At 44.4% G+C, this 15,192-nt stretch carries 5 protein-coding genes and 1 other RNA gene; 3 read left to right on the plus strand and 3 right to left on the minus strand.

Annotated features, from left to right (window positions below):
- Window positions 1-59: 59 nt before the first annotated feature.
- Entirely contained in the window at window positions 60-1,259 is a 1,200-nt protein-coding gene (gene tuf / locus HXT43_RS01370; RefSeq protein WP_004118785.1) for an elongation factor Tu, read from the plus strand.
- A gap of 815 nt (window positions 1,260-2,074) precedes the next feature.
- Here the strand turns inward: tuf and HXT43_RS01375 are convergent.
- Both HXT43_RS01375 and HXT43_RS01380 read right to left on the minus strand, forming a co-directional pair.
- Entirely contained in the window at window positions 2,075-2,821 is a 747-nt protein-coding gene (locus HXT43_RS01375) for a Bax inhibitor-1/YccA family protein (protein WP_415707091.1), read from the minus strand.
- A 162-nt stretch (window positions 2,822-2,983) separates the two neighbouring features.
- Window positions 2,984-3,793, minus strand: a complete 810-nt coding sequence (locus HXT43_RS01380; protein ID WP_004107417.1) for a GTP pyrophosphokinase — start codon at window positions 3,791-3,793, stop codon at window positions 2,984-2,986.
- Window positions 3,794-3,935: 142 nt separating this feature from the next.
- Here HXT43_RS01380 and miaA point away from each other — a divergent pair, with 142 nt between their 5' ends.
- Window positions 3,936-4,949, plus strand: coding sequence for a tRNA (adenosine(37)-N6)-dimethylallyltransferase MiaA (miaA, locus tag HXT43_RS01385; protein WP_032842568.1), 1,014 nt, complete (start codon window positions 3,936-3,938; stop codon window positions 4,947-4,949).
- Window positions 4,950-5,017: 68 nt separating this feature from the next.
- On the opposite strand, the gene ssrA is transcribed toward miaA, so the two are convergent.
- Window positions 5,018-5,414, minus strand: a transfer-messenger RNA (tmRNA) gene (ssrA, locus tag HXT43_RS01390).
- 324 nt (window positions 5,415-5,738) lie between these two features.
- On the opposite strand from ssrA, the gene HXT43_RS01395 reads away from it, so the two are divergent.
- Window positions 5,739-15,191 (plus strand): InlB B-repeat-containing protein, encoded by a 9,453-nt coding sequence (locus tag HXT43_RS01395; RefSeq protein WP_421781026.1) that lies wholly within the window; start codon window positions 5,739-5,741, stop codon window positions 15,189-15,191.
- Window position 15,192: the final 1 nt, after the last annotated feature.

The raw sequence follows: 15,192 nt of genomic DNA on the forward strand, positions 1-15,192 counted from the left end.
GCGAAAGACCTCTCACAAATGTGTGAGGCAAACTACGAGACGTCCAGGAGGACAAACACATGGCAAAGGAAAAGTACGAGCGTACTAAGCCGCATGTTAACATTGGTACCATTGGTCACGTTGATCACGGTAAGACTACCTTGACCGCGGCTATTTCTAAGGTGCTGCATGGCGAGTATCCAGATCTGAACCCTCAGTATGACTTCGATCAGATTGATGCCGCTCCAGAAGAGAAGGAACGCGGCATTACCATTAACATCGCACACATCGAGTATCAGACCGCTGAGCGTCACTACGCTCACGTGGACGCTCCAGGCCACGCTGATTACGTGAAGAACATGATCACCGGTGCTGCTCAGATGGATGGCGCAATCCTCGTGGTTGCTGCTACCGATGGTCCTATGGCTCAGACCCGTGAGCACGTTTTGCTCGCTAAGCAGGTCGGTGTCCCGAAGATCCTCGTTGCTTTGAACAAGTGCGATATGGTTGATGATCCAGAACTTATCGACCTCGTCGAAGAAGAGGTTCGTGACCTCCTCGAAGAAAACGGCTTCGATCGCGACTGCCCAGTCATCCGCACCTCTGCTTACGGTGCTTTGCACGATGACGCTCCAGATCACGAGAAGTGGGTAGAGACCGTCAAGGAGCTCATGAAGGCTGTTGATGAGTACATCCCAACCCCAACTCACGATCTTGACAAGCCATTCTTGATGCCAATCGAAGATGTGTTCACCATCTCCGGTCGTGGTACCGTTGTCACCGGTCGTGTTGAGCGTGGTAAGCTCCCAATCAACACCCCAGTTGAGATTGTTGGTTTGCGTCCAACTCAGACCACCACCGTTACCTCCATCGAGACCTTCCACAAGCAGATGGATGAGGCCGAGGCTGGCGATAACACTGGTCTTCTTCTCCGTGGTATCAACCGTACCGACGTTGAGCGTGGTCAGGTTGTGGCTGCTCCAGGTTCTGTGACCCCACACACCAAGTTCGAAGGCGAAGTTTACGTCTTGACCAAGGATGAAGGTGGTCGTCACTCGCCGTTCTTCTCCAACTACCGTCCACAGTTCTACTTCCGCACCACCGACGTCACCGGTGTTATCACCTTGCCAGACGGCGTTGAGATGGTTCAGCCAGGCGATCACGCAACCTTCACTGTTGAGTTGATCCAGGCTATCGCAATGGAAGAGGGCTTGACCTTCGCAGTTCGTGAAGGTGGCCGTACCGTTGGTTCCGGTCGTGTGACCAAGATTCTTGCCTAGTATTTTCTCTAACTGAAAATATTAGCTAAGGCTTAATAAAGACCCCACGAGTTTCCTCGCGGGGTCTTTATTATGTTCGTGCGCGCTTTGAAGGAGCTTGAAATCATTGGGATTTCAAGCTCCTTCAAAGCGCGATTTGGCATGCGAAGCACGGTTGTGGTTAATGCTCAAGCATGTCGTCAGCGCACACAAAACACAACCCAGTTTCTAAAATCCAACCACACGAACCTGCCTTGCCTTCGTCAATCGAGACGAAGGCAGACCTCGCTTGCGTTGAAAGCACACTGTGCTTTCAACCCTGAGCAAGCTCGGCGCTCCGAGTTGCTTTCGTGCGCGCAATGCTGCGCTCAAGCATGTCATCGCGCTCACAAAACACAACCCCCCCCCAAAAAAAATGAACTACCACACTAACCTGCCCTGTCTTCATCTTTATTGACGAAGACAGACCTCGCTTGCGTTGAAAGCACACTGTGCTTTCAACCCTGAGCAAGCTCGGCGCTCCGAGTTGCTTTCGCGCGCGCAATGCTGCGCTCAAGCATGTCGTCGCGCTCACAAAACACAACCCCCCCCCAAAAAAAATGAACTACCACACTAACCTGCCCTGTCTTCATCTTTATTGACGAAGACAGACCTCGCTTGCGTTGAAAGCACACTGTGCTTTCAACTCTGAGCAAGCTCGGCGCTCCGAGTTGCTTTCGTGCGCGCAATGCTGCGCTCAAGCATGTCGTCGCGCCCATGTTTGGAACACAGAACACATAAATAAAAACCCTGCCGAACGAATTCAGCAGGGTTTTGTGTTTAGAAAATCAGAACTACTAATCTCTATTATCTCCGAGCAACTCTAGCAAGTAGATGAACATATTAATGAAGTCCAAGAACAGTTGGAATGCGCAGAAAATAGATACTTTCTTAACCATTTCAGGCTGATTTTCATATTGTGCAAGTAATGCGCGAGTTTGCTGAGCATCGTAAGCTGTTAAACCTGCAAAAATAACGATGCCAATTCCAGCCATAAGACGCATTGTTCCAGTATCTTGCCCAATAAATGAAATAATAATTTGCGCAACAACGAATACAAGTAATGCAACTATTAGAATTGGACCAGCTTTAAGCAAATCCTTTTTTGTAGTAAGTGCAAGCATTGTCAAGCACAGGAAGAATCCTGCAGTTAAAGCAAACACTAATGCCACAGATCCAAGGCTAAATACTTGAAAGACTGAGCTTAAAGTGAATCCTGTTAAAGCAGCATAAGCATAGAACAAAACTCGTACTGTTGTCTCACTCATCTTCATTAAACGCGTTCCAAGAACAACTGCTATCACAACCTGAGCAATTGCCAGCATCATCCAACCCCATCCGCGGGTTGCAAACATAAATCTAAGCCAGAAATTACCGCTCTGAGTGAACAGTGCCACAAGAGTTGTAACAATCAATCCAAGCGTCATTTCGCCATAAGTGCGTCCTACTGAAACTCTTTTTGCTTCTTCAAAAGCATATGTTGCCTGAGTGTCAATAACCTCAGGAGCACTGCTTCCGTAATAATCTTGAGTAAAGTTTGTCATTATTTCTCCTTAACAGCTATGAAATAAAACGCTGTCAAGACAACGTTCTCACATAATTATAATTAAAGCATCTGGGAAAATGCTAAAAAAATACAGCATAATTTATACGTTCGTACAATAAGCTGATTTTAGTATTGCGTAATCTTGCGCTTCGCATTGATATTATGCCTTACTATTAGGTGCCTCTTCAACTTGAGGAGCACCATTAATATCGCGGTGAATACCTTGCATTTGTGTTTCAATATTTTGCAAGCTATGTGCGCAATCGAGCAAGGTTTGAGAGTGCTCAGCCAACTTTGCATCTGGCAAACCGGCTTTGTATCTTAAAGCGTGCTCCAAGCTGGCCCAATAATCCATCGCAATAGTTCGGAATTGCACTTCAACTGGCGTGTAGTGTGCTCCAGAAGACAAGAACACAGGAACTGCATAAATTACGTGCAAACTGCGGTATCCATTAGGTTTTGGATTCTTAATATAATCCTTAACTTGCAATACTTGAATGTCTGTTTGTTTAGAAAGATATTGTGCTACAGAATACACATCGTCGCAGTAGTTGCAAATTACGCGAATTCCAGCTACGTCGAAAAGATTATCACGTATAGAGCGTGTGGAAATATCTAGATGACGCCTTTGCAGCTTCTCAAAAATTGAGTGCACTGATTTAAGACGGCGTTCCATGTGGTGAATTGGGTCGTGAGAGAATCGCACCTGAAATTCGCTATCTAGAATCTCGAGCTTTGTACTTATTTCGTACATTGCTCCTTCGTAAATTTGCATCATGTTTACAAATTCGTCGATTTGGTCTTCAGGAAGCATAAGCGAATTAGTTTTGTCGCATTGGGAGCAATTTTGTTGATTTTTTGTATTGCTTACATTGCTACTTAAATTGTTGCTTTCATTAGCTGCTTCGTTGCTATGAAGACGCGCATAGAGTTCTGCTGCGTTTACGCGGTTATGACGATCAAGTATCACGTCTTTTAATAATACTATAAAAACTGCTAAACGTCTGGGAGTGCGTATGTAAATGTAATATTCTTTGCAAAGCGTGATATAAATATCTTAGGTGATTGCGCGCAAGCAAAATCTAGGAAAGTATTTTGACGGGGAGTGTATTTTGTCTGAAAATAAGCAGGATAATATTCCTAAAGTAATTTCAATAGTTGGTCCTACAGCTTCAGGCAAAACTAGTCTTGGTATTGCGCTTGCGCAAAAATTAGCTGAGCGTGGGATTCGTGCGGAAATCATCAACGCAGACGCGTATCAAATGTATCGTTACATGGATATTGGCACGGCTAAGGCGAGTGCGCAGGAGCAGGCGGAAGTACCACACCATTTGCTTGACATTATTGATCCTGAAGAAACGATGACGGTTGCGCGCTTTCAAACTTTGGCAAGGCAGTGTATTAGTGAGTTGCAATCGCGTGGTGTGAGGCCGATTTTAGTTGGAGGATCGGGATTGTATGCTCGTGCTGCTGTGGATGATATTACATTCCCAGGCACGGATGAGTCTATTCGTGCAGCTTTGGAGGAGCGCGAGCGCAAAGAGGGAGCGAGTGCGCTGTTTGATGAGTTGAAGCAGAAGGATCCGGTTGCTGCGGCTCATATGGATGCGCGCAATCCGCGACGTACAATTCGCGCGCTTGAAGTGATTGAGCTTACAGGAAAGCCTTATTCCGCAACGCTTCCGAAGTATAAGTATGTGATTGATTGCGTGCAAATTGGCTTAGATTTGCGTCGTGAAGATTTAGATAAGCGCGTGGATTTACGTACGCAAATTATGCGTGAGCAGGGTTTTGTGGATGAGGTGCGCGCAATTCGAGGGCGATTGGGTGTGACTGCAGCTCGTGCTCTTGGCTACCAGCAGATTATGGATTATTTGGATGGCGTTTGGAGTGAGGATGAGGCTTTTGCGGATATTGCGCAAAAAACTCGACGACTTGCACGCAAACAAATGGGTTGGTTTGGTAGGGATGCACGCATTTACTGGTTGGACGCGTTGCGACCGGATCTTGCGGAAGCTGCGCTCGCGATTGTTGATGCTGCGGATGCGGGGGAGTTTGATTGCAATAGTTCTGACGCTACTGAGCACGCTACTCAGCACCATCTCGGAGATGCTTTTAACGTTTAATTTAAGCATTGGAAACATTGGGTTTTGCTACAAAAAACGCCACTGTTTGAGCAGTGGCGTTGTTGCGTTTGTGGAGTCGCGGGGAATTGAACCCCGGTCCGGTGACCGTACCCTCGGTCTTCTACGTGCGTAGTCTGCTGGCCGTGCGGCAGTTTTTCTGCCCCCATGTTATCGCAGACAATTCATGGCGAGCATATCTACAGTCAAAGTCCCTGAATTGCCCTGCAGCTCGGCAATTCAAGCAAGTCTTCTTATGACGTTCAGCACCACTCCGAAGACGTGAGTGGGTGAACGGAGCAGCTGCTCACTGGTTAATCCTGGCGCGAAGCTCAGGCAGCGAGAGCGAACTCAGTGCGATTAGATTTAGCACTTATTCTTTTGCGAAAGGACGTTTACGAGTGGACTTCCGCATTCTCGGCACGCTTCCCCGCGGCGAACAGATCGCCGTCGAAACCGATCGACCCCTTTTGATTTTTCAAACAATTGTTGCTCTAGAGCACACATTTCTACATTGTATCATATTTTAACGCGACGAACTGCTTGAGCACTTATTCCTCACGGCATAGTCGTTCGGATGATTTTTTTTTGGGGGGGGGGTATTGATTAGTATACTATTAGTTAGGTGATTTTATTTGCCAAGCGTAAATATGAGTTGTAGTTGATTTGTAATGAATAAAAGATTATAACAAATGTTTATTTTATGTCCATATATTGTATTCATGTATGATACATATGAAGATTTATAAGTATGCGTGGTCTACTTGAAATTGGTTGGAGTGAGGAGAAATAATGGCAGAGCGTAAAGATTTACACGGTGATGTGGTACCAAGAAGAACACTTCGTAAGGCTCATGCGGTGAAGCGTTCTCGTGCTTTGCGTAAGGGAGTTGCTGGAGTTGCTGTTGCTTCAACTTTGGCAATGATGCTGCCATCTGTTGTAGCTTCCGCGCTTCAGCCTACTCAAAAAGATATTATCGATGCGTCTAATATGACGCAAAAAATGGGCAAAGGTAAGCCTGATGTAGACGAATTGAACATGCAGCGTTGGGGTGCTGGCGTGCTCAATAAGAGTGCTCAAACTCAAAAGTTTGTAGAGCTTGCGCGTCATGATGCACAAATGCAACAGTTGCGCGAGGCTGAGGGATCTCGCAAAGAGCAAGAAGATAAGAAACCTAGTGAAACTACTTCTGGTGCATCTGTGCTGGAAACGAATGCATCTCCATCTGCATTGGCTGCGTCTCCTTCTGAGCCGCTGACTAGTGTGAAAAATACCCCAGTTGCAATTTCTTCTCCCATGCCTATTATGCCTTCTGTAGGTGCTGTGAAGTCTGTAAATTCTGATAAAGCTCTTCATGACGTTCAGTCTGCTACGCATACAAATACTTCTGAGATTAAAAATGCAACTTTAGGCTCAAAGTCAAATGTTACTGAAAATACAGTAAGTGCTGCTGAATCTGCTACGGTGAGTGCGCCAGTGTCTAATTCTGTTGTAAAAAGTGCGACTGCTAATAGGCAAGCTCATCAAAATACTACTAATCCAGATACGACGAAGCCAGATACTGCGAAACCGGTTCAGAATGTTGATAATAAGCCGGCTACTACAAATACTGCAGCTACAAAGCCAGCAGAAGTAAAGCCAGAATCAACGCCAACTGCGAAGCCAGCAGAAACAAAGCAACCGGAAGCAAATGCTGGTGACGTTGATCCAGCTGAAAATCAGCAGCCTGCAAACGTAGAGCCAGCTGCTGCAGATGCGGCTCCTGCAGGTAATACAACTGCATCGTCTACTCCTGTAACTTCAACAGGTACAGAAGCTAACGCTGGTGCTGGAACTGCAGCGACCCCAGGTACAGATACAATTGCACGAACCAATGCACAAGGTTCGCAAAGCAGTGCAGAAGGTGCAACTACAGGTGCCACAGGCAAAGATAAAAGCGCTACGCCTTCAACTACTGCACAAAACTCTGCTTCCCAGAATCAATCTGCTTCTACGCCGAACAATGATACAACTCACTCAACGCCTACTTCGAGCAATCAGCCAACGCCTTCACCTTCTCCTGCACCGACCTCTGGCACACAGAACGCTGGCACACCGAACGCTGGCACAACAACTAATAACGCAGCAACTGATCCAGACAGCCAGGTAATTAAGCCGAATACGGATAATCCAGAGGCGAAGAGTACAGAGCAAGCCAACGAACAGGTACAAACCGACACTAAGTCAAAAGCTACGTACAATTTGCAAATTCGCTATACGATTGGCGGTGCTGCGAATAAGCAGCTTGTACAGCCTTATGAGCTTACAATTGACCAAGAAGACTTCGATAAGCTTGACAAAGATGGTAAGTACGAATACATTGAGCTTCCGCAGGCTGCTGGATACCGTCCATCTGTATACCATTCCGGGGATTATCAGTACTACATTAAAAACGACGAAGGCAAGTTTGTTATTGACGACGGTACGGATGCGGATGCTAAGCGCTACTTGCGTTTGAGTAAGAAGCTGATTACTGAGTATGCTGTAAAGAAAAGGCCTGCTGTTGGAGCTAACAACGGCGCTCAAGCCCAGCAAGCCTCGTCATCTCAAACAACTTCGCAATCTTCATCATCTGCGCAACCGGCAGTAGAAGACGGCATTCAGTATTACGGCGAGTTGAATATCAACTACGCTCCTAAAACAGCTAAGTACTATGTGCGTCACTTGGTGCAGGATCTCGATAATAAGGATGAGTTTCACGATGCTCCAAATCTTGGCGTTGGCAAGACTATTGAAGTAACTTACAAAGATGGCAAAAAAGAACGTATCCACGTCACTGAAGTTACTGGCACTGTTGGTTCAGATGTGAGTGCTGTAGCTCTGTATATTCCAGGCTACGAGCCGGAGCATAATCTTATTAGCTCGCCACTTTCTGATTCTGAAGATGAAAAAGACAAGCTAGTTTTGAACCTTCGTTACTATCGTAAGGCGTATGAAGTTACTTACGATTCTGCTGGCGGCACGGATGTTACTGCTCAAAAAGTGTATTATGATCAGGAAGTGCCTGCGGTTCCAGAACCTACATATCGTGGTCATAAGTTCCTTGGGTGGCAGGTAGTAAAACCAGGGGATACTAATCAATCAAATACTTCTGGTAGTCCACTAATTAAAGGAAATTCTACTAACTACAAGATGCCGGATCACAATGTGCGATTCCGCGCAGTTTGGGAAGCTAACAATACTACCAGCTACCGTGTGAACGTATGGGTACAGAAAGCGGATTTAGTTGACAAAGAGCATCCGGATTCGCTTGTAAACTACGACTTTGTTGGTCTTGTTGAGCGCACGAATGTGCAAACTGATAGCGACGTTGTGCTCGATAAGATGGATGATGCTGGTGTTGCTAAAGATACTGATGAGCTTAATGGCAAAAGCGAAACTGATTATGTAACGAGCCCGGAGCTTGGCTTAACAAAAGAAGAGCTGCAAGGTACAGATGCGAATAATCATAAAGATGGCTTAATTTCAAAGTTCAACTGGATGAACGATACGCCTGTAACAAGCTTAGACGGGTATGATACTGAGCATCCTGGTGATGTTAACAACAAGGGTAAGGACTTATTCACGCGCTACTTCCACGTGAATAAGGAGCTTACTAAAAAGCTTAACACTGAGGAACATGATTTTGTGCAGGGTCGCCCAGATTTAGGCAAACGCAGTAAAGCGAAGCTTTGCGCAAACGACTTAAACAACACTCTTAACTTAGTTTACGACCGCAATACTTATGAGCTTATTTTTGCTAAGCCTGCTGGCGTCAATAGCGGTGACAATGTTGCTATAAAAAGAAAAGATGAAAACGGCAAAACAACTATTTATTGCTATGCTGGCGGTGGCGGTTGCTCGGATAAGTATGATAAAAAAGACAAAGATGATAATGACAATGCAATTAACCATAAAGGCTACCGCGTAAAAGTTCGTTACGGTCAAAAGCTTACTGATATTTGGCCTGATGTAAATGAATTATATTTTAGTGAAGAGGGAAAAGGCTCTTTAGGGTGGCAGCTTGGATTTGCGGGGGATATAAAGTATCGTGACACTCCTCCGTATCGTTTTACTAAAGAAGAATTTGCTGACCCTGAATTCCGTGCTGTTTTTAAAAAAGATCAAAAAGACAAAGTAGCACCTAGAATTAGCGATGACCCTGAGAAGACTCCTCAAACTACATACGAGTTAAAAGATAATCAGCGTCTGCTTACTGCTGATAGCAGTGATCAAAGTCAGCCTATACAGGTGATTATTAGGAAGCAAAGTATTGCATCCGCTAAAAAGGGTGGTACAGCAAGCGATGACGATTATGAGCTTTCTACCGATTCTTATAGCAAAGATGATACTCCCAACACTGGCTATGATTATCCAGCTCCATCTATTGCTGGTTTTAATCCTGCTGATGGTTATGATAAGACAAAAGTTGGTGATGCGTTAGATTCAGACGACTTTAAAGATAATCTGGAAGTGTGGTATAACGAATCTCATGCTCATGGGGATTGGGATGATTTAAGTGAGGATGAGCAGAAAGCTTTTGCTAAAAAGTATCATTTAGCATTTCGAAAGTATAGGGGCGTTCCAGTAGATGAACAAGAAAATTATTCTGGTGATGAAAATGAATTTAATGATAACAAACCACTTGAGTTTAAGTATGACCGCCAGTCGTACGACGTGCAGTTTTATAATGCGGACGGCAAGGCTATAAGCAACGCAAAGGATGGCGCTGCTACAGAGAGATTGCCGTACGAGTATAGCTTGACTAAGCGCGGCAAAAAAGATTTGACGGGCGAAGACAAAGATTTATACGGAAAAGATACGTCTTACGATGATTCTGTAACTAAAGAGGGTGGTGATAACACCGCAACTCAGTTCGATGGCAAGTACACATTCACACTTAACGGCAAAACTTACTCCATCACTCGTCCTAACAATTTGCCAAAAGACTACGTGTTTAAAGGCTGGGCTGTTGATCAAGCTGGTAGTCAGCTTATAAATGGCGAGAGTGAAGATGCTAAAGGTGAAAGCAAAGATAAAAGTAAAGCTAAAGATGTTACAATGCCAGTTAATGGCATTAAGCTTTATGCTGCGTGGGGTAAGCCAACTAATATTAAGCACACGGTAACGTTTAACTACAATATGCCAAATACCGATGGAAACGGTAATGAGGTAGCTGGCACAAACGTAGTTAAGAAAAAGGAGTTCGCTCGCTACCATGTTATTGACGAAAAGGATGAAATAGGCACTCCAACTCGCAAAGGCTACGACTTCTACGGTTGGGAAATCAACAAGAATGGCAAAACTTTGCCGTACGCCTTTGGCAACAAAGTAGTAGAAGATATAACGCTTAACGCAGTGTGGGTGAAGGATACTCGCTACAAGGGCACTTTTAAGCATATATTCTTAAAGCCTGGATACACGATTTCTGACTATAAGGATGCTGCTACGAAAGAAGCCAAAGCTGCGATGGTAGACCATACCGCCGAGCAAACGGTTTCCGGCTTGCGCGAGCATTTGCGCTACAATGCGGAAGCAGTCTATAGTGACGAAACGCACTTCCCAGATAAGCATTTCACGAGCTTTGAAGCTTCGAGTACTGAATCTGAGAATACTGGCGAGTTTATTTACCAAACTTATAATATGCGCAAGTACAAAGTTCGCTATGTAACTATTGGTAAGGACGGTAAAGAAAAGGAGCTTCTTCCAGAAAGCGAAGTTAGCTCTGTAAATAGAAAGTATGACGTAGTATTCTACAAGCCTATTGAAGGCTTTAAGCCAGAAAATACGCAGCAGCGTATTGAATACGTTACTGATCCTTACGGCAAGCAAAAAGCTGACGATATTCGTACTATCACATTTAGATATGATGACGTACGCGTGCTTAAGCGTAAGGACGATTATCAAGCTCGCCCAGATCACTACACGCGTTACGTGTTTAAAGTGGCTGATGGTCAAGACTCTATGGGCAGCGTTGTTGACTGGCAGAACAAGGATGTAGCTGACGGCTCTGCTCTTGTGTACGACGCAATTAAGGGCACAAAAGCTTATCAAATGCCACTTCCAACAGTGAAAGCAAAGCCTGGATTTGAGTTTGCAGGCTGGACTTCGAAAGTCGGTTCGTCTGAAGTTGGCTCGCATACGCTTCAGTATTCCGATGGTGTAAATCGCTTGCCGATTCGCTCCGAAGAGCAGAACAATCCTGAGGTAATTTACACTGCTAACTTCAAGATAAAAGCTCCTGTTGCAATTGATACTAAGGTTTTGAAGCCAATAGATACTTTGAATCCGGCTGATCCAACTGCAGCTAAAGCTCTTATAACGAATGCTGATGAGTATCCAAGTGATGCTACGTTCTCATTCGGTAAAGACGAAAAGTTTGACAACACTCCAGGCTTGCACAAGATTAAAGTGCAAGTGCATCTTGATGGCAACATTGCTGAAACTGAAGTGCTGTACCGCACGCTGCCGGATTTGGTGTACGGAAGCGAGTGGGAGAAGTTTAAGGCTACTGACTACGGTAGCAAGAATGCTAACGACTACGTTCCGATTACCTTTACTGGCAAGAACGATGAAGGCACTATTATTGGTCGCGATGGCGGTAATGCTAATCCTCATGCTGGCGAAGAAACTACGCTTACTGCGTACGTTTATAAGGGTAAGGATGTTAGAATCCGCGTGCCGCAAGCATTCGGTAAGGATCACAGTGACCAGCATTACCACTACGTGTTTAAGGGTTGGGCAACTAAGGTTGTAGAACCGACTGCTGAGAATCCGAATCCAAAGCAGACATATGTTATCGATTCAGAAAGCCGTTATAAAGTTATTACGGTGAACGTTGATTCTGGAGAAACTTACCACGCTGTTTACAAGCGAATCGACTACTTCTCGAGTTCGTCTGACGGTGGTGAAGTTCCTAAGGATGCTGTAGTCGCAATCTTTAAGCCTGCTCCAGGTCGATTGTGGAAAGACGGTACAAGCGGCCCTAAAGTGTTCTACGTAAAGAAGGGCACTGACATTTCCCAAATTACGAAGATCATTAATGGAAAGCAAGTGAATGTTCTTGAGATGCTGAAAGGCAGTCTCACTGGAGCTACTGGCACTTGGAAACGAAGCAGTATGCTTAATGACGGTAAGAAAGTTACTGAAGTTAAAGATGTTGCTGACGTGACCGGTGATTGGAAAGATGGCTGGAAAGTCAATGAACCATTCCAAGAGTTTGTGGCAGATCAAACTCCTTGGACAGAGCCAACAGTGCAGACTGATTACTTGGTTGCTGTGCAAGATGATCCTAACACGCTTCCAAAGTTAACCGATTTTATAACTAATATGCCTCAACTCAAAGCAGATGCTGCTGTGAATAATGGCATAGAAGACATAAAAGTCGAATACGATTTACCAACTGAAGCTGAACAAAATAAGTTTAAACAAAAAATGCTTAAGAAGCCTGCTTTGTACACTGTTCCTTTGAAAGTTACAGTTAAGTATAAGGATGCAGTGGATTACAAGGCTTATAGACTTGTAGGACGCTTAAAAGTGCTTTATCAGCTTATGTATCCAGAAAGCTTGCCGAAGAATGATAGTCAACAGTCGAGTTTGCAAACTGGTGCTAATGCTGAACGCAAACTAGTTTTTGATAAGACTAAGTATGTTTCAGTCAACTTTATAAATGCTCAGAGTGATAATAAGTCACCAAATGGCAAGGGTGAATTTGCTGAAGGTTCGCGCGAGTTGTACTACGCGTATAAGCAATCTGCTAGTGGCGTTCGTGCACCGCAGGTTATTGGCAAGGATTACGATGCAAAAGGATACCATTACGAGTTCCAAGGCTGGGAGATGCAGGCAGCTACTGCACCTGTAGCAAATTCGACCAACACGCCAAATATTACGAATGGTACAAATACTGCTGCATCAGTAGTCCCTGTTGTGACACTTGTTGCTACTGCGGCTCCAACACCTACTACTGTGTCGAATCCACCAAAAATTAAGCTATATTCTAGTGCTGAAATTGCTGGTATGAAGTTTAGTGGGAACACCACTTTTATAGCACGTTATAAGCTTGTGCCAAACGTAATTGACGCTTCTCAACAAGACGATATTCCAGATGGCTACGTTGCAACCATATTCCTTCCAGGATTTGGTAGAACGTGGGCTGACGGTTCGTATAAGCCAAAACTTCTGTATATTCGTCACGGAAAAGATAAAGAAGATAACATTAAGTTTGCTCAAAAAGTTGCAAACGATACTGCTGCAGAACTTTCCGGTTTTACAAAGTGGCAAATGTATGATGCAAAGAGCCGTAAGTCAAACATACTCTTACACGACAATTGGGATATCAGCAGGCCGCGCATTTTCGTTGCTGAACAAAATGGCGCTGATGGTGTGAAGATTCCAGAAACAGTTGTTGGCGTTGGAGATAAGATTCCAAACGTCAATAAGCTCGTACATAGTGCTGACCCTAAAGTGAGTGTATCTGTAGATGAGAATGCTAAGGTTGATGTTTCAAAGCCTGGAATTTCAACAATTATGGTGAATGTAACTAAGCCTACTGATGAAATTGATAAGACTACAGGAAAGCAAAAAACTGTTACAACTAAGTTGCCTGTGCATGTGTATGTTTTGCCTAACGTGATTGCAGATAACGATTTGCCGGCTAAGGGCACTGCTGCGGCTAAGTTCATAGAAAAGAACTACACGAAGGTGACGTATGTAGCTGGTAAGGGCGGAAGTTTGCAAAAATCGCCTCTTGAGAGTGCTGGCGACAAGATAGTTTCAGTATATTGGGTACGAAACGGCGCTACTAATTTGCTTATGCCAGTTCCAGATGTGCTTGCCGATAAGGGCTACGTGTTCAAGGATTGGTCGTCTAATACGACTGAAAAGCCAGCGGCTCTGGCAGATAAACGCAAGGCCACAGAAGAAGAACGAGAAGCTTTGGCTCGAATGGCAATTATGGATGGTATGCCATATGTAGCAAAGTTGATTCGTAACTCAGATAAATATACGCTTGCTGCTTTGCAAAATCTCCTGAACGAAGCGCAAAAGCAACATGCTGCGCAAGTCTACAATGCTAAGCGTGAAGAATTAGCTCAGGTTGCTGAAAGAAATCATAAGACTGATCTAGCTTCTGAAATTCGTCAGTCTCATGATTCCTTACAAAAGATTAAGGATAAGCTTGTCCAAAATGGCATTGATGTTGACAAAGTCATTGAGCAAGTTCATGAAAAGACTTTGCTTGTAAAACTTGCTAAAGAAGCTGGAAAACCATGGCTTGCCAAGCAAATTTCCAATTCTATGTATTCTTCAATAGAAGCGCTGAAGAATTTAATGCAAGAAGCTGGAATAGACTTAACATTTGCTAATCTTGAGAACGCAATTGATAGTTATGTTCTTGATGAACAGCGAGAAGTGCTCGCTGAGCTTGCTGATGAAGCAGATAAGCCATTTGTTGCAAAGATAATTCGCAGCTCCAAGAAGTCTAGTTTGGAAGCTTTGAAGCAGGTTTTGCGCAATGCTGGAGTAAATCCAGAGATTTCGCTGCCAAAGCCTCACTCAAAACACGAAATCACTATTACTGCAAACTTCGAGAAGATGGCTCCTATGAGGTTTAAGTTTAGTGGTTCTGCTCGCGAGGGTATGTTAACGAACTTTACTTTGCAAAACATGACTGAAGGATCTGGCGATGCTACTAACAAGATTACGGTAGATGGTAAGGAAGTAACCATTAACGAGTTAATCTCAAAGGTTACGAATTCTGTAAACGGTATTAACGCAACCTGCGCTGGTACTGCATGCAAGATTTCCGGCACTCCTAAGATTGTGAATGGAAAGCCAAAAGTTGAGCTAACGTTTACTACTACCGATAAGTATGGTCGCGAAGCGGAAATTGCTGTTGAAATTGATGTGATTTCTGAGAGCAAACCAAACTCTCCAACTCCAGCACCAATTCCAAGTCCAGCACCAGCGCCTGAGCAGCCAACTCCAGCGCCTGAGCAAGTTATTCCTTCTCTTGATTCTTCTACTTCATATGACGTAACTATTGAGGATGAAAAGAAGCAAGAAAAGGATCTAAAAGAAACTGTTGAAGCAAAGCTGGAATTAGCTAAAACTGGTAGCGACACGGTTTCTTCTGCATCTGCTGGTATTTTGTCGGCAGCAATCGCAGCAATTGGTCTTGCGGTGGTAAAGACTGGCAAGCACCATCGCAAGCGTCGCAATAATAAATAAT

This window comes from Gardnerella sp. DNF01195 (assembly GCF_049244175.1).
In the GTDB taxonomy this organism is placed as follows: domain Bacteria; phylum Actinomycetota; class Actinomycetes; order Actinomycetales; family Bifidobacteriaceae; genus Bifidobacterium; species Bifidobacterium leopoldii.

What these genes read in the sequence shown, in the direction of transcription:
- tuf (WP_004118785.1), top strand. Translation starts at nt 60, where the DNA reads ATGGCAAAGGAAAAGTACGAGCGTACTAAGCCGCATGTTAACATTGGT.
- HXT43_RS01375 (WP_415707091.1), bottom strand. Translation starts at nt 2,821, where the DNA reads ATGACAAACTTTACTCAAGATTATTACGGAAGCAGTGCTCCTGAGGTT.
- HXT43_RS01395 (WP_421781026.1), top strand. Translation starts at nt 5,739, where the DNA reads ATGGCAGAGCGTAAAGATTTACACGGTGATGTGGTACCAAGAAGAACA.